General features: G+C 71.5%; 20 protein-coding genes. 11 read left to right on the top strand and 9 right to left on the bottom strand.

Going from position 1 to position 21,264, the window contains the following annotated elements; genetic code table 11:
- Positions 1-105: 105 nt before the first annotated feature.
- Positions 106-1,395: an ROK family transcriptional regulator gene (locus AC07AG_RS30055; RefSeq protein ID WP_478759257.1), complete on the top strand. Its 1,290-nt coding sequence runs from the start codon at positions 106-108 to the stop codon at positions 1,393-1,395.
- 21 nt (positions 1,396-1,416) lie between these two features.
- On the opposite strand, the gene AC07AG_RS30050 is transcribed toward AC07AG_RS30055, so the two are convergent.
- The gene (locus AC07AG_RS30050; protein WP_478759256.1) at positions 1,417-2,355 is read right to left on the bottom strand and encodes a helix-turn-helix domain-containing protein; all 939 of its coding nucleotides are present in this window, start codon (positions 2,353-2,355) and stop codon (positions 1,417-1,419) included.
- A 136-nt stretch (positions 2,356-2,491) separates the two neighbouring features.
- Between AC07AG_RS30050 and AC07AG_RS30045 the strand changes: the two genes are divergently transcribed.
- The 3 genes from AC07AG_RS30045 to AC07AG_RS30035 are packed head-to-tail and all read left to right on the top strand — an operon-like array spanning position 2,492 to position 5,688.
- Positions 2,492-3,433 (top strand): MBL fold metallo-hydrolase, encoded by a 942-nt coding sequence (locus AC07AG_RS30045; RefSeq protein ID WP_478759255.1) that lies wholly within the window; start codon positions 2,492-2,494, stop codon positions 3,431-3,433.
- Positions 3,430-4,932 carry a carboxylesterase/lipase family protein gene (locus AC07AG_RS30040; protein WP_478759254.1) on the top strand — a complete coding sequence of 501 codons (1,503 nt, stop codon included), beginning with the start codon at positions 3,430-3,432 and terminating at the stop codon, positions 4,930-4,932. Before AC07AG_RS30045 ends, AC07AG_RS30040 begins: the two co-directional genes overlap by 4 nt.
- A 57-nt stretch (positions 4,933-4,989) precedes the next feature.
- Positions 4,990-5,688, top strand: coding sequence for a YoaK family protein (locus tag AC07AG_RS30035; protein WP_478759253.1), 699 nt, complete (start codon positions 4,990-4,992; stop codon positions 5,686-5,688).
- 6 nt (positions 5,689-5,694) lie between these two features.
- Here AC07AG_RS30035 and AC07AG_RS30030 read toward each other — a convergent pair whose 3' ends face one another.
- Positions 5,695-6,156 (bottom strand): SRPBCC domain-containing protein, encoded by a 462-nt coding sequence (locus tag AC07AG_RS30030; protein ID WP_478759252.1) that lies wholly within the window; start codon positions 6,154-6,156, stop codon positions 5,695-5,697.
- A 19-nt stretch (positions 6,157-6,175) separates the two neighbouring features.
- Entirely contained in the window at positions 6,176-6,859 is a 684-nt protein-coding gene (locus tag AC07AG_RS30025) for a TetR/AcrR family transcriptional regulator (RefSeq protein ID WP_478759251.1), read from the bottom strand.
- A 106-nt stretch (positions 6,860-6,965) separates the two neighbouring features.
- On the opposite strand from AC07AG_RS30025, the gene AC07AG_RS30020 reads away from it, so the two are divergent.
- Positions 6,966-7,892 (top strand): SDR family oxidoreductase, encoded by a 927-nt coding sequence (locus tag AC07AG_RS30020; protein ID WP_478759250.1) that lies wholly within the window; start codon positions 6,966-6,968, stop codon positions 7,890-7,892.
- 61 nt (positions 7,893-7,953) lie between these two features.
- Positions 7,954-8,775, top strand: coding sequence for a YwqG family protein (locus AC07AG_RS30015; protein ID WP_478759249.1), 822 nt, complete (start codon positions 7,954-7,956; stop codon positions 8,773-8,775).
- 33 nt (positions 8,776-8,808) lie between these two features.
- Here AC07AG_RS30015 and AC07AG_RS30010 read toward each other — a convergent pair whose 3' ends face one another.
- The gene (locus AC07AG_RS30010) at positions 8,809-9,369 is read right to left on the bottom strand and encodes an NAD(P)H-dependent oxidoreductase (RefSeq protein ID WP_478759248.1); all 561 of its coding nucleotides are present in this window, start codon (positions 9,367-9,369) and stop codon (positions 8,809-8,811) included.
- 134 nt (positions 9,370-9,503) lie between these two features.
- Between AC07AG_RS30010 and AC07AG_RS30005 the strand changes: the two genes are divergently transcribed.
- Positions 9,504-10,157 (top strand): TetR/AcrR family transcriptional regulator, encoded by a 654-nt coding sequence (locus AC07AG_RS30005; RefSeq protein ID WP_478759247.1) that lies wholly within the window; start codon positions 9,504-9,506, stop codon positions 10,155-10,157.
- Between the two features lie 24 nt (positions 10,158-10,181).
- Here AC07AG_RS30005 and AC07AG_RS30000 read toward each other — a convergent pair whose 3' ends face one another.
- The 3 genes from AC07AG_RS30000 to AC07AG_RS29990 all read right to left on the bottom strand — a co-directional run bounded on the left by AC07AG_RS30000 (position 10,182) and on the right by AC07AG_RS29990 (position 13,277).
- Positions 10,182-10,841, bottom strand: coding sequence for a M15 family metallopeptidase (locus tag AC07AG_RS30000; protein ID WP_478759396.1), 660 nt, complete (start codon positions 10,839-10,841; stop codon positions 10,182-10,184).
- A 116-nt stretch (positions 10,842-10,957) separates the two neighbouring features.
- Entirely contained in the window at positions 10,958-11,509 is a 552-nt protein-coding gene (locus AC07AG_RS29995; RefSeq protein WP_478759246.1) for a DinB family protein, read from the bottom strand.
- Positions 11,510-11,570: 61 nt separating this feature from the next.
- A complete protein-coding gene (locus tag AC07AG_RS29990) occupies positions 11,571-13,277 on the bottom strand; it encodes an ABC transporter ATP-binding protein (protein WP_478759395.1) in 1,707 nt (568 codons plus the stop codon).
- 290 nt (positions 13,278-13,567) lie between these two features.
- On the opposite strand from AC07AG_RS29990, the gene AC07AG_RS29985 reads away from it, so the two are divergent.
- The 3 genes from AC07AG_RS29985 to AC07AG_RS29975 all read left to right on the top strand — a co-directional run bounded on the left by AC07AG_RS29985 (position 13,568) and on the right by AC07AG_RS29975 (position 17,695).
- Positions 13,568-15,772: an ATP-binding protein gene (locus tag AC07AG_RS29985; RefSeq protein ID WP_478759245.1), complete on the top strand. Its 2,205-nt coding sequence runs from the start codon at positions 13,568-13,570 to the stop codon at positions 15,770-15,772.
- Positions 15,773-15,947: 175 nt separating this feature from the next.
- Positions 15,948-17,270, top strand: a complete 1,323-nt coding sequence (locus tag AC07AG_RS29980) for a polysaccharide deacetylase family protein (RefSeq protein ID WP_478759244.1) — start codon at positions 15,948-15,950, stop codon at positions 17,268-17,270.
- 2 nt (positions 17,271-17,272) lie between these two features.
- Positions 17,273-17,695, top strand: a complete 423-nt coding sequence (locus AC07AG_RS29975) for a hypothetical protein (RefSeq protein WP_478759243.1) — start codon at positions 17,273-17,275, stop codon at positions 17,693-17,695.
- Positions 17,696-17,834: 139 nt separating this feature from the next.
- Here the strand turns inward: AC07AG_RS29975 and ccrA are convergent, their stop codons facing one another.
- Positions 17,835-19,109 (bottom strand): crotonyl-CoA carboxylase/reductase, encoded by a 1,275-nt coding sequence (gene ccrA, locus AC07AG_RS29970; protein WP_478759242.1) that lies wholly within the window; start codon positions 19,107-19,109, stop codon positions 17,835-17,837.
- A gap of 204 nt (positions 19,110-19,313) precedes the next feature.
- On the opposite strand from ccrA, the gene AC07AG_RS29965 reads away from it, so the two are divergent.
- Positions 19,314-20,297, top strand: coding sequence for an acyl-CoA desaturase (locus AC07AG_RS29965; RefSeq protein WP_478759241.1), 984 nt, complete (start codon positions 19,314-19,316; stop codon positions 20,295-20,297).
- On the opposite strand, the gene AC07AG_RS29960 is transcribed toward AC07AG_RS29965, so the two are convergent.
- Positions 20,239-21,261 (bottom strand): alpha/beta hydrolase, encoded by a 1,023-nt coding sequence (locus tag AC07AG_RS29960; RefSeq protein ID WP_478759240.1) that lies wholly within the window; start codon positions 21,259-21,261, stop codon positions 20,239-20,241. The two genes, AC07AG_RS29965 and AC07AG_RS29960, sit on opposite strands and share 59 nt — an antisense overlap.
- Positions 21,262-21,264 lie beyond the last annotated feature (3 nt).

Raw genomic sequence — 21,264 nt, 5'->3', positions numbered from 1 at the left:
TGCCCTCATGACTTAATTTAGGACGTGAGTTAAACCGGCAGGGAAGATACCGTCAAGGGGTCACACAGAACCAACTTCGAGGCAGAGCACGCCGGAAGGAACCACATGGCTGGGCAGCGCAACGGGCGTACGGTGCACGACCTGCGGCGGGAGAACCGCGCCGCCGTACTGCAGCGGCTGTACTTCGAGGGACCGATGAGCCGCTTCACGCTCGGACCCGCCACCGGGCTGAGTTCAGGTTCCATCAGCAATGTCGTGGCTGAGCTGGTGACGGAGGGGTGGGTGGAGGAGGCGGGCAGCGTGGAGTCCGACGGCGGGCGCCCGCGTACGCTGCTTCGGGTCGCGCCGGGCCGCGGCCAGCTGATCGGCGTGGACGTCGGCGAGACCCGCGTACGCGTCGAACTCTTCGACCTCTCCTTGTCCGAACTCGCCAGGGTGGAAAGGCCGTTGACCCTGAAGGGTCATGACGTCGGCGGCATCGCCGAGCACATCCGCGACGGGATCGGCGAGGTGCTCGACGCGGCGGGCGGCGCGGACGAGGGACTCCTCGGCGTCGGCATCGGCGTACCCGGAATCGTCGCGCGCGACGGCGAGATCGGCGCCGTGGTGCACGGGCAGACCATCGGCTGGAACGCGGTCCCGCTGGAGTCACTGCTCCGGGCGACCGGTCAACTCCCGTCATCGGTACCGTACTTCATCGACAACGGCGCCAAGACGCTCGGCCAGGCCGAGATGTGGTTCGGCGCCGGGCGTGGCACCCGCAACGCCGTGGTCGTGCTGTTCGGTTCGGGTGTCGGCGCGTGCGTCGTCACCGAGGACGTGGAGCAGGGCCGCGCCGTCGAGTGGGGCCACCTCACCGTGCGGGTGCAGGGCAGACGGTGCCGGTGCGGGGCCCGTGGCTGCCTGGAGGCGTACGCGGGGGCGGAGGCGCTGCTCGAACGGTGGCAGGAGGCGGGCGGACGTCCGCCCGTGGGCATGGACGAGGAGAGCGGGCTCACCGCCATGCTCAACGCCGCCTACCCGGAGAGCGGCGCGGCCGACCCGACGGCGCTGCTGGTCCTGGAGGAGACCGCCGAGTACCTGGGGGCGGGGCTCTCCGACCTGATCAACCTCTTCCAGCCGGAGCGGATCCTGGTCGGCGGCTGGGCAGGACTCCAGCTCGGGCAGCGCTTCCTGACCGCGGTGAAGCGCTACATCCCCACCTACGCCCTGTCCTACCCGGCGGGGCGCGTCACCATCGACCTGGGACGCCTCGGCCCGGACGCGGTGACGGTCGGCGCGGCCACGCTCCCGCTGGCCGACTTCTTCGCGCGGGGCGGGCGGCGGGCCGCGCCGGTGCGCGAGGCCGAAGTACCGGGCTGGCAGACCGCGTTGGAGGGGCGGTCGATGCCCTGAGGGCACGGCGACTTGGGGTTCTCAGGGTTGTCCTGCGGCTGTCCTGGAACCGGCCCGCTCGCCGCCGGAACCCGGCCGGCGGCCGGAGGCGGAACGAGCGCGGCCCTCGGCGGTGGCGGCTTGCGCGAGGAGGCTCACGGCTTGTCGTGACGGTGAGCCCGGCTCCGTGACGGCGAGCACCAGGAGCTGGTCCGCCGCCTGGGGGAGCTGGAGGCTCTGCTGGGTCACGGTGAGGGTGCCGACGAGGGGATGGCGCATCTCGTAGCCGGCGAAGTCACAGGGGCGCACCTGATGACCGGTCCACAGGGCGGCGAACTCGGGGCTCTTGACCGTGAGTTCACCGATGAGGGAGGTCAGCAGCGTGTCGTCGGGGTGGCGTCCCGCGACCATCCGCAGGTTCGCGACGACGGCCTTGGCCTTCGCCGTCCAGTCGGCGTACAACGCGCGGGTGTGCGGGTCCAGGAAGAGCATCCTGGCGAGGTTGGGACGCTCGGCCGCCCGCCGGGGACTGTCGGGGTCCACGTGCGCCGCGAACAGCGCGTGACCCAGGGGGTTCCAGGCGAGCACGTCGGCGCGACGTCCGGTGATCAGGGCCGGAACGCTCTCCAGAGTGCTCAGCAGATGGAGCGTGGTGGCCCCCGCCCGCTCGGGCCGTGGCCGCGCGGCGGGGGCCCGCCTTCTGCCCGCGTCGGCGAGGTCGTGCAGGTGCCGGCGCTCCGACTCGTCCAGGCTCAGGGCCCTGGCGAGGGCGTCCAGGATCTCCGGGGACGCCCCGAGCGACTGGCCCTGCTCAAGCCGCGTGTAGTACGAGGCGCTGACACCGGCGAGCAGCGCGAGCTCTTCCCTGCGCAGGCCCGCCACGCGCCGCCGGTCGCCGTAGTCCTTCAGGCCGACGTCAGCGGGGCGCAGCTGGGAACGCCGCGCGTACAGGAAGTCGCCGAGCCGTCCTCGTTCACTCATGCCGTCCAGTCTGCATCGGCCCGTGCGCGGCAGCCTGACCCTGTCCGGGGTAGGCAGCGGCGGGTCTGGCTGACCTGCGCGGACACGGCGACGGTGGTGGTCCGAAGCCAGACAGTCCCCGGCATGGAGCACCCTGATGGAACAGATCGAACTCGGCGACGTCACCGTCACCCGCGTCAAGGAGTACTACGGCCCCGTCGACATGACGCCCGCCCAATTCCTCCCCACCGCCCCGGAGGACGCCTGGCGCGACAACGCCGCCTGGCACGCGCCCGACTTCCTCGACCCGCGGACGAACATCGTCAACTCCGCGGTCCAGAGCTGGCTGCTGCGCAGCGAGGGGAAGACCATCCTCGTCGACACGGGCGTCGGCAACCACAAGGAGCGGCCGTACTCCCCGGTGTGGAGCCACCTGCGCACCGACTTCCTCGGCGAACTGGCGCGGGCGGGCGTCGCCCCCGAGGACGTCGACATCGTGATCAACACGCATCTGCACATCGACCACGTCGGCTGGAACACCTGCCTGGACGGCAGGGACTGGGTCCCCACCTTCCCGAACGCCACCTATCTGCTGCCCAAGGACGACTACGACTTCTGGAACCCGGAGAACGGCCACACGTCGCTGCTCGGCCGCGGCAACCAGAACGTCTTCGAGGACAGCGTCGCCCCCGTGCACCGGGCGGGACTGGTGCGCCTGTGGGAGGGATCCCACCGGATCGACACCAACCTGCTCCTCGAAGCGGCCCCCGGGCACACCCCCGGCTCCAGCGTCCTCACCCTCACCGGCGGGAGCGACCGCGCGGTCTTCGTGGGCGATCTGCTGCACGGTCCCGTCCAGCTCGTCGACCCGGACCACAACAGCTGCTTCTGCGAGGACCCCGCGGGCGCCCGCGCCACACGCCGACGGATCCTGGGCTGGGCCGCCGACCACAACGCGCTCGTCGTCCCCGCGCACCTGGGAGGCCACGGCGCCGCCGAGGTCGAGCGCTCGGGCAGCGCGTTCGCCATCAAGGGGTGGGCTCCGTTCACGCCGTACGAGCGTGCGGTGGGAGACGAGGCTCAGGTGACGAAGGCATGACCGCGGCGAACCGCACCGGCACCCGCACCGTGACCACCACGCAGGGAAGGGTCGCGGGCACCCGGCACGACGGCGTCGCGCTCTTCCGCGGCATCCCGTACGCCGCGCCCCCGGCCCTCACCGGTCGCTTCGCCGCGCCTTTGCCGCACGCCCCGTGGGACGGGGTCCGGGACGCGACGGCGGCGGGGCCGACCGCGCCGCAGCCCGAGCGGAGCCTGGGTGCCATCGACATGTCGCCCTACTTCGGCCCCGGTTGGGTGCCCGGGGACGACTACCTCACCCTCGACATCTGGGCCCCCGACGGGCAACGCCAGCCCCTGCCGGTCATGGTCTTCGTGCACGGCGGAGGCTTCGTGGCGGGTTCGACCAGGGCGAGCCTGTACGACGGCACCGCCTTCGCGCGCGACGGCGTCGTCCTGGTGACCGTCAACTACCGCCTCGGCATCGCAGGCTTCCTCGACCTGCCAGGAGCGCCGCGCAACCGTGGTCTGCTCGACGTACTCGCCGCCCTGCGCTGGGTGCGGGAGAACATCGCCGCGTTCGGAGGGGACCCCGACCGGGTCACGCTCTTCGGCCAGTCCGCCGGCGCCACCCTCACCGGTGCCGTCGTCGCCGCGCCGCAGAGCAGGGGTCTCGTCCGGCGGGCCATCGTCCAGAGCGGCAGCGGCCTGGGCGCCTTCTCGCCCGAACAGGCCGCCCGGGTGACACGGGCGGCAGCGGCCGAGCTGGGCATCGCACCGCGGGCCGGCGCCTTCGACACCATCCCCGACGCGCGGCTGGTCGAGGCCACGGCCCGGCTCGGCGGCATCGACCTGAGGACCACCACCGCCTACGACCCGTTGATCGGGCTCAGCCCCTTCAGCGTGGTCGCGGACCGCCAGCCCGCCGACGTCATCGCCGCCGGGCACGGCAGCGCCGACATCGATCTCCTCATCGGCACCAACACCGAGGAGGGCAACCTCTACCTCGTACCCTCCGGGGCCTACGCCACATCGACCCCGGCCGACGTACGCGCCGCGGCCGAACGCTCCCACCCCGAACCGGACTTGCTCGTCGCCGCCTACCGCGCGGCGCACCCGGAGGCCACCGCCGGGCAACTGCGCTCTGCTGTCATGGGCGACGCGCTGTTCGGCGCGGGGAGCCGGGCCCTGGCCGATGCCCACGCCGACCGGTCCTCCGGCGCCACGTACAGCTATCTGTTCGACTGGCGCTCCCTTGCCTTCGACGGACTGCTCGGCGCCACCCACACGATGGAACTCCCCTTCGTCTTCGGCGTCGACACGGCACAACTGAGCGGCCCCGGCGCCCTGTTCGGTCCGGGCGACCCTCCGCCCGACCTCTCCGGCCGCATGCATGCCGCGTGGGTCGGCTTCGCCCGCACCGGTGATCCCGGCTGGGCCCCGTACGACACCCGCCGCCGGGCGACGGCGGTCATCGGCCGCCGCTGGACGGTGCGTGACGATCCCGGGAGCGAGGCGCGCCGGGCCTGGGAACGATGAGGTGAACCCGACGGCACCCGGGTCGGGCCGCGGCGCGTCCCTGCCGAAGAGAACGGCATGAACTCATTGCTCGACCGGGCCGCCGCCCGCCTCTTCCCCGAGACCGACGGCCACCACGGCGTACTGCCTCCGCTCCTCGTGCTGCTGACGTTCGTCACCGGTCTTGTCGACGCCGTCAGCTATCTCGGCCTCGACCGCGTCTTCGTCGCCAACATGACCGGCAATGTGGTCTTCCTGGGCTTCGCGCTCGCGGGCGACGTGCAGCTGTCCGCGACGGCGTCACTCCTGGCGGTCGGCGCGTTCGTGGCAGGGGCGTGGACGGGTGGGCTGATCGCGGCACGGGTCGCGCGGCCGCTGCGGCTGTTCGCGCTCCTGGTCGCGGCGCACGCCGTGCTGGTCGCGATGGCCCTGGTGCTCGACCTCACCGCCGACTTCAGACATGTCCTGATCGCGCTGCTCGCGCTCGGCATGGGACTGCAGAACGCCGTGGTCGGCAAGGTCGCCGTACCCGATCTGACCACGACCGTCCTGACGCGCACCCTGACCGGCCTGGCCTCCGACCGGCCGGGCCCGGCGTCCGTACGCAGGTTCGTGTCCGTCGCCGCGATGTTCACCGGCGCCCTCGCGGGCGGACTGCTGCAGCTGAACCACGGCACGGCCGCCGCGCTCGCGCCCGCGATTCTGCTGCTGGCCGCCGTGGCTCTGGCCGCGTTCCTTCGGACGCGGCCGAGCCGCGTGCACACTGAGCGGCCCTAGCTCCGTCTACCGTGCTCCCTCGACGAACCGGGCGAGATTCGCCAGCGCCATGCGCGTCCCCGTTTCGTTGTCGGCGGCGGGGATGCTGTCGGGGATCCCTTCGTGCACGACGAGGACGGCTGTTCCGCCGTCCTCGTCGGTGAGCGTGGTCGTCATCGTCATCGTGCCGCGCAGCTCGGGATCCTCGGTCTCGAACGCGAGCACTTCGACGACCTGCTCGTCCGGTACGAGCTTGGCGAAGTGGCCGTGGTACGTGTCGGTGTGCGAGGCCGACTTGCCGGTGCCGGACTGCTCGTCGTAGGTGAGCGAGACGCGGAACCGCCCGCCTTCGCGGGGATCGAAGGTGTGCACGTGGCCGCTCATGCCGTCCGGCACGCGCCAGCGCGCGATCGCGTCCGCGTCCAGAAGCGCCTGGTAGACGGCCGTACGCGGGGCATTCACGTGGCCGGACACCTGTGTCGAGTACATGAGGCCAATCTATAGGCGCTCAGCGCGCGGCCCGTGCGAGCAACCCGCTCAGCAGCACTTCGAGTGCCTCGCGGACGAACGAGGTGAAGTCGAGCCGCATGGCCGCCAGTTCGGGATCGGCTTCGTACGCGGCGAGCATCGCGGCGGACGGCTGCGAGTGCGTCCAGACGGCGCCCGTCACCATGACGGCGTAGGCGGCGAACCGCATCCCGTCGTCCTCGGTGAGCTCCGGCAGGTGCGCGCGCACGAGTCCGATCAGTACGCCGACGCCCGCGATGGCGGCTCGTTTGTACTCCGCGGCGACCTCCGGGGAGACATTGCGCTCCAGGACCGCGGCCTGCGCGCTGATCAGGTCGCACAGGACGGGGCGCGCCGCCAGGGAGGTGGCGATCGTGGCGGACAGCTGGTCGCAGCGTTCGGTGGGGGACGCGGTGGCGTCGACCGCGGTGGCGAGCTCGCCGTCGAGGTCCTGGAGCCACTCCCCCAGCGCGACGTCGAGCAGTTCGAGCAGCACGGCCTCGCGGGACTCGAAGTAGCGCAGGACGTTCGACTTCGCCAGGCCGACGCGGCGGCTCAGCTCGTTGAGGCTCAGCTGGGCGACCGGCATCTCGGTCAGCATCGCCGCCGCGGTGTCCAGGATCGCCTGTCTGCGTACGGCGCGCTGTTCCTCGCTGCGGGCGCGGCGGAAGGGCGTTTCTGTCATGACCAGAGTCTACAGACCTCTGGTCTGTTGTTATCGGACCGGCGGTCTGCTAGCTTCGAACGCAAGAGACCGATGGTCCGGTATTCGCCCCTCCCCAGGAGTCACCATGTACGTCGTCCCTGATCAGACCGGCACCCTCGCCGTCATCACCGGCGCGAACAGCGGCACCGGAAAGGAAGCCGCCCGCCGCATCGCCGGTGCCGGAGCGCATGTCGTGATGGCCGTGCGCACGCCCGCCAAGGGCGAGCAGGCCCGCTCCGAGATCCTCGCCGAGCACCCGAAGGCACGGATCGACGTGCGCCGGATCGATCTCGCGGACCTGTCGTCGGTCGAGGAGTTCGCCGACGGCCTCATCTCCGACGGCACGCCCATCGACCTGCTGGTCAACAACGCAGGAGTGATGGCGCCGCCCACCCGCATGACCACGGCCGACAACTTCGAGCTGCAGCTGGGCAGCAACTTCCTCGGCCCCTTCGCGCTGACCCTGCGACTGCTGCCCCTGCTGCTCGCGGCGCGGGCCCCGCGCGTGGCCACCATGAGCAGCGGCATGGCCGACTACGGCCGGATCCGCTTCGACGACCTCCAGTGGGAGCGCCGCCGCTACAGCCCCTACCGCTCTTACGCCCAGTCCAAGCTCGCCGACCTGATGCTGGCCCAGCAGCTGGCCGCCGTGTCCGCCGAGCGCGGCTGGAACCTCCTGAGCACCGCCGCCCACCCCGGCTACACCCGCACCAACCTCCAGACGGCGGGCGCGAGCCTCGGCCGCGACAAGCCGAAGTCGTCCCTGATCACCTCGCTCGGCTTCCTGCCCTCACAGGCGGCCGGGCCGGGCACGGAACCTCTGCTGCACGCGGCGACCAGCCCCGACGCCGTGGCCGGCGGCTACTACGGTCCGGGGGGCCGCTTCGGCCTCGTCGGCCCCACCACCACGGCACGCGTGACCAAGCGGGCCCTGGACACCGCGGCCAACGCCCGCCTGTGGCACGAGGCCGAACTCCTCACCGGAGTCAGCCTGCCCGCACCCGTCGCCTGACGGCGAAGCGAAGACCTTCCGGCCACGCGTCGCGGACACGCCCCCACGTATCCTCCGGCGCATGGCCCGCCACACGCCGCCACGCCCCCTGGACGTGGAGCAGCTCTTCCCCGAAGTCGTCCGCTTCAAGAAGGAGGCGGTACGGCTCCACCCGCGCGCGGGCGCCCCGACGTACCACGACAGTTCGGTCGGCGGCCCTTTGCGGTGGCCGGCACGGGAGCCGTGGCCGGTGTGCGCCGAGCACGGAGGGGCGCCGATGGTGGCCGTCGCGCAGATCTACCGGGCCCACGTCCCGGACGTCGTCGCCTTCCCGGAAGGATGCGACGTGCTCCAGGTGGTGTGGTGCCCGCGTCGGCACGGCGGCGGCCAGTGGGTCGTCCCTCAGGTCCACTGGCGGAACGCCGGAGCGGTGGGGCAGGTGCTCGATGCTCCACCGATGCCTGTCGAGAGGCACGAGAAGTACGTGCCGCGCCCCTGCGCCGTCCACCCGGAACAGGTGACGGAGTACCCGAGCTGGGACCTCGCGGACGACATCTGGGACGCCCTGGAGGAGCGGTTCGCGCAGGTGGAGGAGGAGACCGGGTGGGACTACCAGTGCCACCTGTCCACCGCTCCGGGCACGAAGCTGGGCGGGTATCCCGGCTGGGGCCAGGACCCGCAGTGGCCGGCCTGCACGAAGTGCGGCCGGCCGATGGATCATCTGCTGACGTTCGAGAGCACCGAGAGCGACGCGGCTTCCTCGCGGGCCTGGACTCCGGCCGAGGACCGCGAGGCGCCGTACGAGCACGCCGGGATGGCGTTCGGCGATCTGGGCGGGGTCTACCTCTTCGAGTGCCGCGCCTGCCCCGACCGTCCGAGCACCCACCGCTTCGACTGCGCCTAGCGGGGCCGGGCCCGGCCCGGCCCCGTGGCAGCGTCAGGCAGCGGCGGGCGTGGCCTGCTCGGTGAGGCGGGCGACGACCTCGGTGAGGGCCGTGGCCACCTCGGTGTCGTCGGCCGGGTGGGTCTCGGCGAAGCGCGTCAGGGAGCCGGGGATGGACAGCTTGGCGTCCTCGATGACCGCGCCACCGGCGATGCCCGCGGCCTTGCGGGCCTCGTCCTGCGCCCACACGCCGCCGTACTGGCCGAACGCGGTGCCGACGACGGCGACCGGCTTGCCGGAGATCGCACCGGCGCCGTACGGGCGGGACAGCCAGTCGATCGCGTTCTTCAGGACGGCGGGCATGGTGCCGTTGTACTCGGGCGAGAAGAGGAGGAAGGCGTCGGCGCCGCCGGCCGCCTCACGCAGGCGGGCCGCGGCGGCCGGGACACTGCCCTCGACGTCGATGTCCTCGTTGTAGAAGGGCACGTCCGCAAGACCGTCGAACAGCTCGACGTCCACACCCGTGGGCGCGTGCTTGGCCGCGGCCTCGGCGAGCTGACGGTTGTGGGATCCGGCGCGGAGGCTGCCGACGAGGGCGAGGATGCGTACAGACATGGCGGAACTCCTGAAAGGCGTGCGGACGGAAGTCAGTAACGGGAAGCGGAGCAAGCGGACCGAGGTCCGTTTAAAGTTGTACCACCTATCCGGACCGCGGTCCACTTATTCTCATGGGGCGCTACGCTGGATCCATGACCGGCTCCGTTCCCCCGCCCCTCCCCTCACCCGACGCACCGGTCGGGGCGACTGAGCTCGCCCTCACACCGGTCGGCGAACCGCCGTCGCTCAGGGCCGACGCGGCGCGCAACCGCACGCGTCTGCTGGAGGCCGCCTCTCAGCTGATGGCCGGATGCGGGGCCGCGCAGCTGACCATGGACGCGGTGGCCACGGCGGCCGGAGTCGGCAAAGGCACCGTCTTCCGGCGCTTCGGCGACCGCACCGGACTCCTCGTGGCCCTCCTCGACCACCGCGAGCAGCAGCTCCAGGCCGCCTTCCTCTCGGGCCCGGCCCCACTGGGCCCCGACGCCCCGCCCCTGGAGCGCCTGCACGCGTTCGGCCCCGCCCTCGTCCGCCACGAACGCGACCACCACGAACTGGTCCTGTCCTCCCGGACCGACCCGCTGCGCACCTACGCCGTCCCGGCGAACCGGTTGCGCCTCACGCACGTGACGATGCTGCTGCGGCAGGCGGGCGCGACGGGCGACGCCGAGCTGCTCGCGCACGCCCTGCTCGGCTCCATCGACAGTGTCCTGGTCCACCACCTGACCGTCGGGCTCGGCATGCCGCTCGACCGCGTGGACGCCGGGTGGCACGACCTCGTCGACCGGCTGGTGCCGGCGCGGTAGGCCTGCCTGATCCCTGATCCGGCGCTAGGGACGGCTCAGTTCCATCGCCCCGTACAGAGCATGCGGCGCGCCCGTGGCCAGGGCCCAGTAGCGGTCCCCGTACGACCAATGCCACCACTCGGTGGGGTAGTTGACGAGGCCCGCGTTCCGCAGGGCCGTGCCGAGGATCTCGCGGTTCCGGCGGGCTCCGGGGGTGATGTTGTCGGCTTCGGTGTAGCAGGCGCCCTCGCTCTCCTCCGGGTCCGCGTTCATCCGCGTGCCCAGGTCGAGTTCGCGGCCGTCGGCGTCGGCGAGGGTGAGGTCCACGGCGGATCCCGCGCTGTGCGGTGCGATCTGAGGCGGGGAGACATAGCGGCTCGCCGCCGCGTGGAGGCGCTCGGCTTCCCACGTGGGGTGCAGGGCCCGGAGCTGGCCCTCGTACTCCTCGAAATAGCTGCGCTGCAGCCACGGAGGGCGGTAGCCCTCGACGAACAGCAGGCGCAGTCCGCCGGGCAGCAGCTCCTGGGCGTGCAGGAGGCGGGCCAGGACGCCTTCGCGCAGCCGGGCGAAGGCGTCGTCGGCGTCCTGGGCGCGGGTGTCCACCAGAAGCTCGCCGCCGTGGCGTACGTCCACGAGGCACTCCCCGCACTCCCGTACAGGTACGGCGGCCACCTTCGGGTCGGACATCAACGTGATCTCTCTCAAACTCATGGAGAGATCATCGCCGTTGCCGCGGGAGCGGGCACAGCCCGCCCTCCGCAGCACGCCACCGCGCCGCACGTCACTGCTCACTGCCCACTACTCACTCCTACACGCCACGGCTACACGCCGATCGCACCGTCGATCCGCTCGCGGAGCAGGTCGGCGTGGCCGTTGTGCCGGGCGTACTCCTCGACCATGTGGATGAGCACCCAGCGCAGCGACACCGTTCCGCGCCACCCGTCGTGACCCTCGACGTCCAGGTCGGGCGCCTCCGCGGCGAAGCGGTCGGCGAAGGCCACTTCGGCGCGCCAGGCCTCCCATGCGTCGGCGATCACGGCGGGTTCGGGCACGGCGCCGTCGAAGTCGTGGTCGGGGTGCGTGTCCGTGCCGAAGAGGAGCGGCGCGTCCTGACCGGCCAGCACGCGCCGGAACCAGCGGCGCTCCACGTCGGCGAGGTGCCGGACGAGACCGAGCAGCGAGAGCGTGGACGGCTCGACGGACCGCAGGGCCAACTCGGCCTCCAGGCCCGCGCACTTCAGCTCCAGCGTCGCGCGCTGGGCGGCGAGGAAGTCGGCGAGCATGTGCCGCTCGTCGCCGGTGGTCCGTGCGTCGAGCCTGCTGTCCCGCTCTTCGTCCACGAACAGTGCCGCTCGTCTGCGTCCGCTGGTCATGACCGCCATCCAACCCGCAACTCCCCGTGTGGGGCCAGTGGTTATCGGCGGACCCTGGCGATCAGGCCGTGGTCGCGAGGAACTGGGTCGCCGCCAGCTCTCCGTACAGGGGATCGGCCGCCACCAGCTCCTCATGGGTGCCGGACGCGCGGACCCGCCCCGCGTCCATCACCACGATCCGGTCGGCGAGCGTCACCGTGGAAAGGCGGTGCGCCACCACGAGGACCGTCACCTCCCGGGAGACCTCGGCGACGACGTCGCGCAGGGCCAGTTCGTTCACCGCGTCGAGCTGCGAGGTCGCCTCGTCGAGGAGCAGGAGGCGCGGCTTGCGCAGCAGCGCCCTGGCGATCGCCACACGCTGGCGTTCGCCGCCGGACAGCTGGGAGCCTCGGTGTCCGACCAGCGTCTCCAGGCCGTCCGGCAGCCGTTCGACGAGGGTGTCGAGGCGCGCGCGCACGAGAACGTCCCGGATCTCTTCGCCGGTCGCGCCGGGCGCACCGAAGAGGAGGTTCTCGCGCAGGGTGCCGGCCAGGACGGGCGCGTCCTGCTCCACGTACCCGATGACGGCGCGGAGTTCGGCGAGCGGCCACTCGTGCACGTCACGGCCGTCGACGAGGACGCGGCCGCCCGTCGCGTCGTAGAAGCGCTCCAGAAGGCCGAAGACGGTGGTCTTGCCCGCGCCCGAAGGGCCGACGAAGGCGGTCATGCCGGGGCCGGGAATGTCGAAGCTCACGCCGTGATGGACGTACGGAAGGCCTTCCCGGTAGCGGAAGGTGACGTCCTCGAAGGCGACGGCGGCGGGACCGTGCCGCTCTGTGGGCTCCATGGGCTCGGTGACGTCCTCCGTCTCCAGACGTTCGGCCCGTACGATCCGCGCGATGGCCGCCGAGCCGACCTGGTACTGCGAGACGCCCTCGACGAGCCGGGACACGGGGTCGATCAGATAGAAGAGGAAGAGCAGGAAGGCCACGAGCGTCGAGACCGAGATCGCGCCGGACGCGACACGCGCGCCGCCGATGCCCAGGACCGCGAGGAAAGAGACCTGCACGGCGAAGCCGACCGAACTCCACGCCACCGCCTGCCACTTGGCAGACCGCACGCCGTGCCGCCAGGCCTCCTGTGCGGCGTCCTGCACGGCGGCGGTCTCGCGCTCCTCGGCGCCCGATGCCTTGAGCGTGCGGAACGCGCCGAACGCCCGCTCGAGCGCGGTCGAGATGGTGCCGACCGCTTCCTGGGCGCGCTCCGTCGACCGTGCGATCTTCGGCATCACCAGGGCCACCGCGCCGCCGATGAGCACGATCACGCCGAGGGTGACGCCGAACAGGACGACGTCCATGAGGCCCATCATCACGATCGTCGCGACGAAGGTGAGCCCGCCCGCGACGGCGGACACCACGGACTGCGTGGTGACCGCCCGCAGCAGGGTCGTGTCCGAGGTGATCCGGGACATCAGGTCGCCGGGCTGGGTGCGCTCCACTTCCGGCAGGCGCAGCCGCAGCAGCCGCCCGATGAGGGTGCGCCGGGCCGCGAGCACCACGGATTCCGCGGTGCGTTCGAGGACGTAGGCGCCGACGGACTCGATGGCGGTGCCGATCACCACAAGGGCGGTGAGCAGGAGGATGATCCCGGCGATCGAGTCGTCGCTGCCGAGCCGGTCCACCAGGGCTTTCGCGGCGAGGGGCTGGGCGAGGCCGGTCGCAGCGCCGATCAGCGTGCACAGGGCGCCGAGCGCGACGAACCAGCGGTGCGGGCGGAAGTAGCGGTACAGCGCCCGCCAGGTCTCCGCGGCGGAGAGCCGCTCCTGCGCCGGTCTCTCGGGCGCGGTGCTCTCGGGGGCCGGCTTGGCCGGCTGATCCGGCTCGTTCTTGGTCACGTCAGGCAGGACGCAGGCAGCCGGTGATCTGCCTGACAGGCCGCCCGGCCCTTCGCCCCGTAACCCAGATCGGGACACGGAGTTAGAGGATCTGTCGAATTCGTAGCAGTGACGATTCTGCACGGCGAGTGTGGCGAGAGGCGGGCGGCAGGGCTCGCGGCGTGGAGGGCCCGAGCGTGAGGGAGATGACGGGGCGAGTGCGTGGGCACGGGGGTGGCCTGGTGGGCCGGGCCGATGAGCTGTCGGGACTCCGCCGTCTGCTGGCCCAGAGCAGGCTGGTGACGGTGGCGGGCGGTGCGGGCGTCGGCAAGAGCACCCTGGCCGCGCATGCCGCGGCGGCGGTGGGCAGCCAGCTCACGGACGGCGTGGTGATCGTGCGCTGGTGGGACGGCGGCCTTGCGCGGGGGCGGTCGGTGGCGCGGGCGGTGGTCGAGGCCATGGACGGCGAGATGGGCGGCGAGGAGGACGGGGGCGAGCGGGACGGCGGCGAGCAGGTCCCCCAGGCTGCCGGACCCGAGCAGGACCCAGGCGGGCGGGACAGCGGCGAGCAGGACGGGCGCAAGCAGGACGCGGGGGAGCCGAACCCCCACACTGCCCGTCCCGACCAGGACCCGGGCGAGCGGGACAGCGGCGAGCAGGACGCGGACGAGCAGGACCCCCAGGCTGCCGGATCCGAGCAGGACCCGGGCGAGCAGGACGGCTTCGGTGAGCGGGAGCTCATCGCGCGGCTCCGGACGCGGCGCGTGCTGATCGTCCTCGACGACTTCGACCCCGTACGCGAGGAGTGCGTGCGCATGGTGCAGGCGCTGCTGCAGCGCGCCCCGGGCGTACGCATTCTCGCCACCGGGCGGCAACCCCTCGGCCTCGGCCAGGAGTTGGTGCTGCACCTCGGGCCGCTTGCTGTCAGCGCGCCGGGGGCGGCGGAGGAACCGGGGCCCGCGGTACGGCTGTTCATGGAGCGGGCGCGCGGCCTCGGCCGCAGGACGGAAGCGGACGCCGAGCCGGGCGCGGGGGACTCCGCGCACTCCCCTGTCGCGCCCGACGAAGCCGAACTGCGCGCGGTCAGCGACATCTGTGCCCAGCTGGAGGGCGTACCGCTCGCGCTGGAGCTCGCGGCGGCGCAGACCGCCCTGCATACGCCCGCGCAGCTCGCGCGGATGCTTCGGCCGGCCCAGGGATGGCTCGGCAAGCCCGAAGCGCCTTTGCGGCGGCATCGGTCGCTACGGGCCGCGGTGGGCGCCAGCTACGCGCTCTGCGGGGAGGCCGAGCGCAGCGTCTGGGCGCGGCTCAGCGTCTTCGCGGGCGAGTTCGACGAGGACGCCGCCGTCCATGTGTGCGCGGGCGGCGGGCTCGACCCGGCGCGGGTGGCGTCCTGCCTCGCGCGGCTCGTCCTGGCCTCGGTGCTCGAACCGGTGCGTGATCCCGGGGGCGTACTGCAGCCCCGCTATCGGCTGCCGGCCGCGGCCCGCGGGTTCGGTGCCGAACGCCTCGAATCCGTCGGCGAGTCCGCGGCGGCGGCCACCCGGCACCTCGCCTGGTACCGCGCCGTCGCCTCGACCGCCCACCAGTTGTGGAGCACCGGACGGCACGAGCAGGCGACCCTGCTGCTGCGCGACGAGGAGCCCGATCTGCGGGCCGCGCTCGAGCGGGAACCGCACACCGCCGACGAGGGCGCGACCGTCCTCGGCATGGTGGTGGACCTGTGGTTCTGGTGGGCCGTGTGCGGACACGCCGCCGAGGGGCGCGAGCATCTGCGGCGGCTGCTGCCCCTCGGACGCGCCGACGCCCTCGGCGGCGGGCAGGCCCTCTGGCTGGCCGGCTGGCTCTCGGCGTGCACGGGCGCGCCGGAGGCCGAGGAACTCCTCGGTCAGGCCTGGCGCGTCGCGGTCCTCGCCGGGGACGACGCCACCATCGGCCGGGTCGCGCACGTACAGGGCGTCATCGCGCTGCGCAACGGCGAGACGGAACGTGCCATCGAGCATCTGCGGGAGGCCGCCCACACGGTCCCCGACCATGCCGACCACGGCCCGCCCGCCGCGGTCAGCTGGGCCGGGCTCGCCGTGGCCCAGGCGCTCGTCTCCCCGGCCGACGCGCTGCGCAGTGTCCGCCGCGCGTCGGCCGGAACGCAGGCGAGGCACGACATATGGACGCGCTCCATGACGCAGTACGCGCACGCCCTCGTCGAGCATCTGCGCGGCCGTCACAGCCGCGCATGGCGCCGGGCGCACAAGGCCCTGGCCGGGGTTGTCTCCGTGGCCGGGCCGCTCGGCGGAGCCTCGGTCCATCCGGTCCATCAGCTGATCGCCGCGATCGAACGCGGACCGGCGCTCGGCGGCGTCGCGTGGGTCCCACCGTGCGGAGGAGATCCACCAGATCCACCAGGGGCTTGAGGCGCGGGCGACCGGCCACTGATGGCCTCCTTGCTGCCCACTGATGGACCATCACCTCGCGGCGCCGAATGCACCTTTTGGGTCAAATCCCGTAAAAGACATAAGAACATACGATTCATTCATCTTCCTGGGGTCTAGGCATTGTTCGACCAGGAAGCGAGTGAACGGAGTGACTATGCGCTCGGTCGGCCGAAGGCACGCGCTGGGGCTGGGACTTGCGCTGACAGCGGGCGCGGGCCTCGCCGGGTGCGGTGCGAAGGAGCGGGGATCCAAGGATGCGACGTCCCAGTCCCCGTCGCCGTCGCCGTCCGGGCGGGCGCAGGGACATGGGCGCGAGGGAGAAGGCGGCCAGCACGGCGCGCAGCAGAAGCAGCCTCCGGCGAAGCCGATCGGCGACGGTTCGACCGCGTACTCGGGCAAGCAGCCGCATCAGCCGGTCACCCCTGTCCCCCTGGAGCCGGGTGAGACACCCCCGCAGTTCGTGATCTTCTCCTGGGACGGTGCGGGCGAGGTCGGCAACGGTCTCTTTCCGCGTTTCCTGAAGCTGGCCGAGGACCACGACGCGAAGATGACGTTCTTCCTCTCGGGTCTCTATCTCCTTCCCGAGTCCAAGAAGCGGCTCTACAAGCCGCCGAACAACGCGGTCGGCGCATCCGACATCGGATATCTCACCGACGACCACATCAAGGAGACGCTGAAGTACGTCCGTCAGGCCTGGCTCGAAGGCCATGAGATCGGCACGCACTTCAACGGGCACTTCTGCACCGGCACCGGAAGCGTCGCCAACTGGACGCCCGCGCAATGGCAGAGCGAGATCGACCAGGCCACCTCCTTCGTCAAGGAGTGGCGCACGAACACCGGCTGGACCGATCTGCCGTCGCTTCCTTTCGACTACGACAAGGAACTCGTCGGCGGCCGCACCCCCTGCCTCCTCGGCCGGAACAATCTGCTGCCCGTCGCCCGCGAACGGGGCTGGCGCTACGACTCGTCGTCGCCCGGCGGATCACAGCGATGGCCGCAGAAGCGCCTCGGGGTGTGGGATCTGCCGCTCCAGCAGATCCCATTCCCCGGACACCGTTTCGAGGTCCTGTCCATGGACTACAACGTCCTGGCCAACCAGTCGAAGAATTCGACGCGGGCACCCTCGTACAACTATCCCGGCTGGCGCACCCAGGCGACCCAGGCGTACCTCGCCGGTTTCCGCCGTGCGTACGAGACGAACCGCGCCCCTTTCTTCATCGGCAACCACTTCGAGGAGTGGAACGGCGGCATCTACATGGATGCCGTCGAGGAGGCCCTCAAGGCGATGGCCGGAAAGAAGGACGTGCGCCTGGTCTCCTTCCGGCAGTTCGTCGACTGGCTCGACGTCCAGGACCCGGCCGTCCTCGCCAGGCTGCGCGGGCTTGAGGTGGGGCAGCGCCCCGACGGCGGCTGGCGGAACTTTCTCGGCAAAGCGTCCGAGCGGGAAAGCAACAGAGAGATGGAGACAGGGAGTTGACCGTGAACCGGTGGAAGCTGAAGTACGTGTCCGTGGCGGGAATCGCGGCCGTCGCCGTTCTGACGGGCCCCGCGGCGACCGGCGCCGGCGCCGTGAGCCCGCACGCCCCGCACGCCCCGCACGCACCCGGGGCAGCCGCGACCGCAGCCCCGCGTCCGACGCTGACGGCGAAGGCGACCGTGAGCAGCGTGCGCGCCTGGCAGCAGTTCCGCATGTACGGCGTCAGCCACCACATGCGGACCGGCACGCGCGTCACCCTGCAGCAGAAGCAGGGCAAGCGATGGGTGTCGCTGCCCGCTTCCGTGAACACCACGCGCTCCGCGACGTACAACATGCGGGTCAAACTCGGCCTCAAGGGGCGCAACGCCTTGCGCATCGTGGGCGGCGGCGCCATCTCGCCCGTCGTCAATGTGACGGTCCGCTGAGCCGTGACGTGTTCCCGGTCATGTACGAACGGGCCATGACCGGGACATGATCGCGCCCTCAACCGTCCCTCGGCTGTCCCTCGGCTGTCCCTCAACTGTGCGGACGCGCGCGGCGTCACGGCGTCCTTGGGTCAATGACTCACGCCGCGCCCCGCTTCCCAAGACCGGTCCGTGGCGCGAGCGCCAGCACGCCGACCTTGCCCGTGTGGCGGTTGGACTGGACGAGGCGGGCGGCTTCGGCGGTGTCCTGGAGGTCGTAGGTCACCGACAGGGCGGGACGGATGTGACCGAGGTCCAGGAGGCGGGCCACCGCGGCCTGTTCCTGGAGGTTGGCTCCGTGGCTGCCGATCACGCGCTTGAGGCGCATCCAGAGATAGCGGTTGTCGAACTCGTGGAGATAGCCGGTGCTCGATCCGCAGGTGACGACGGTGCCGCCTCGGCGGACCACGAAGACGGAGACCCCGAAGGTCGCCCGGCCGACGTGCTCGAACACAATGTGCGGGTCCTCGCCCACCGCGGCACGGATCCGCTTGCCCAGCTTCTTGCCGACCGCCGCCGGGTCGTCCGGTGCGCTGCCGGTCAGGCCGATCTCGGCGCGGTTGATGACCGCGTGGCAGCCGAAGGCACGGGCGCGCTCCGCCTTCTCCTCGCTGCCGACCACGCCCACCGCGATGCCGCCGCCGTTGCGTACGAGCTGCGCCGCGTACGCGCCGAGGCCGCCCGCCGCGCCCCAGATCAGCACGATGTCGCCCTGCGTCATCCGCGCGCCGCGGTCGCTGACCAGCATGCGGTAGGCGGTGCCCGCGCACAGCGGGTTGCCGGCCGCCTCCTCCCAGGTCAACTGATCTGATTTGGGGAGGAGTTGACTGGCGCGGGCCACGCAGTAGTGGGCCAGGCCGCCGAAGTTGGTCTCGAAGCCCCAGGCCAGCTGGGAGTCGCCGAGCATGCCGTCGGCGTGGGTCGCCGGTTCCTCGTCGTCGACGTAGGCGGGGGTGACCACGACCTCGTCGCCGATGCTCCAGCGGCGCACCCCGGCGCCCGTGCGGACGACGACGCCTGCCGCGTCCGAACCGACCACGTGATACGGCTGATCGTGCCGCGCGGCCCAGCCGCCTTTCGCACCGAAGTGGTGCAGGAAGGAGAACGTGGATATCGGCTCGAACATCGCCGACCACACCGTGTTGTAATTTATCCCGCTCGCCATGACGGCCACCAGGACTTCGTCAGGGGCGAGTTCCGGCATCGGCACGGATCCCACATGGAGTGTTTTTCGGACGTCTTTGTCCGCCACCCCCGTAAAGCTCTCCACGTCCTCCCTCAGCAGATGCGCGGCGGTGAATTCATCGGGTAAGGGAAGTCGGCGCAGTTCGTCCGCGTCGGCCCCCGCGACGACTGCCTCTGCGAGCACATCCATGACGTTCCTCCTTCGGCACAGCTGTCCAATGATGCGGGTTCGGGTCCAAACAGTGGGCGGAAAACCCGCCTCTCACAAGCCGATCGGCTCCAATTCACCTGGATCGCCAATCGACCCCTCTCGCTCTCATCACTTTCCGAGTAGAGGCCTCCCCATTTCCGTCGCTAATGTCCGGCTCACCCGTACTGAAAGGTGAGAGAACCCATGGCAGAAGAGAGCGTGAACGCCGCTTGGGGCGAACGCATGGGCACAGCCGACCGGGTCGTGGTGGGGGTGTTCGTCGGCATTCCCTTTGTCGCCGTGATCGCGTCCGTCGTCGCGCTGTGGGGCTGGGGCGTCACCTGGCACGATCTGGTGATCGGCGCGGTGATGTACGCCGTCGCCGTGCACGGCATCACCATCGGCTACCACCGCCTGTTCACGCACAAGGCGTTCAAGGCCGCCCGACCTCTGAAGATCGCCCTCGCGGTGGCAGGGACCATGGCCGTCGAGGGCGACGCGATCACCTGGTGCGCCGATCACCGACGCCACCACCAGTTCGCGGACCAGCCCGGCGACCCGCACTCCCCCTGGCGGTTCGGCACCTCCGTGCGCGCTCTGCTCAAGGGCATGGCGTGGGCGCACGTCGGCTGGACGTTCAACAACGACAGGACCAACCAGCAGAAGTACGTCCCCGACCTCCTCGCCGACCGCGATCTGGCCCTGGTGGCACGGTGGCAGCCGCTGATCGTGCTGTTCTCGTTCGGCGCGCCCGCCGTGGCCGGAGGCCTCTGGGGCGAGGGGAGCTGGGACTCCGGAGCGGCCTGGTCCGCCTTCTTCTGGGCCGGGCTCGTACGCATCGGTCTGCTCCATCACGTCACCTGGTCGATCAACTCGATCTGCCACATCAGCGGGGACCGCCCCTTCCGGGTCCGGGACCGCTCCGGGAATGTGTGGTGGCTCGCCCCGTTCTCCGGCGGCGAGTCCTGGCACAACCTCCACCACGCCGACCCGACGTCCGCCCGGCACGGGGTGCTGCGCGGCCAGCTCGACTCCAGCGCCCGGCTGATACGCCTCTTCGAGCTGGCCTCGTGGGCGAGTGCGGTGCGCTGGCCGGACGAGCGGAGGCTGGCCCGCCTCGCCGCCGACGTCAGCGCGCCGTCGCCGGAAGCCCAAGGCCCGCCGCCAGCGTCGGCCAGGAAGCCTTGAACTCCTGCTGCCAGGAGGGCCAGGCGTGCGAGCCGCCGCGGTAGAAGTGGACCGTCGCCGGGACACCGGCGCGGTCCAACTGCCGCGCGAATCCCCGCGCTTGGCCCCACAGCGTGCCTTCGAGGACCGCCCCTTCGAGATTGCCGAAGTCGCTGCTGGGGATACCGCTGCCCTGGGAGACGTACAGCCGGGTTCCGGCGAGGCGCTCGGCCAGGGCTGCGGGGTTGTGACGGTTCCAGTTCTCCCGGTGCAGGAAGGGACTGCCCCAGAGGGCGGAGGGAAGCTGCAACTCCCGCGCGACGATGGCGTTCATGACCGTCGGCATGCCGAGGGCCGTCGTGTCCAGGACGCCGCTGTACGAGGCCGCCGCGCCGAAGGTGCCGGGGTGCCGTGCGGCGAACGCCATGGCGCCGTAGCCGCCGGTGGAGACCCCGGCGACGGCGCGGGTGCCGTTCGCGCGGTAGGTGTCGCGCAGGAGGCCCGTCAACTCCTCGACCTGGAAGGTCTCGTAGTCGGGGGCGGTGGGGCTGCCGTGGTTCCACCAGTCGGTGGGGATGCCGGTGGGGCCCGACGCCGGGATCACGGTGATGACGTCCTTGTCGGCCAGGAACTCCTCGACGTCCGTCTCGCGGGTCCAGGATGTGTAGTCGTCGTGGGCGCCCTGGAGGAGGTAGAGCACGGGCCATGTGCGGTCCGGCTGCTCCTTGAAGCGGGTCGGCAGGATGACGCGTACGGGAAGCTGTTTGCCCACCGCGGGTGAGTCGACGGTGAGGTCGACGGTGCGGGAGTCGAGCCACTCCTCGCCGACGACGCGCGGCCCTTCGGCGGATCGGGCCGCCACCGGCGAAGCGGTGGGCGCCCCCAGGGCGGTGGAGGTGCCCAGGGCGCCACCGGTGGCGAGGAGTGCGGTGACAGCGGCGAGTGCGGCCAGCTTCCTGCGTGGTCTGCGGTGCTTCTGCGGCATGGG

It is taken from the genome of Streptomyces sp. NPDC044044, assembly GCF_056434405.1.
Note: the sequence above shows the minus strand (reverse complement) of the source record. Positions and strands in the feature narration are given on the sequence as shown.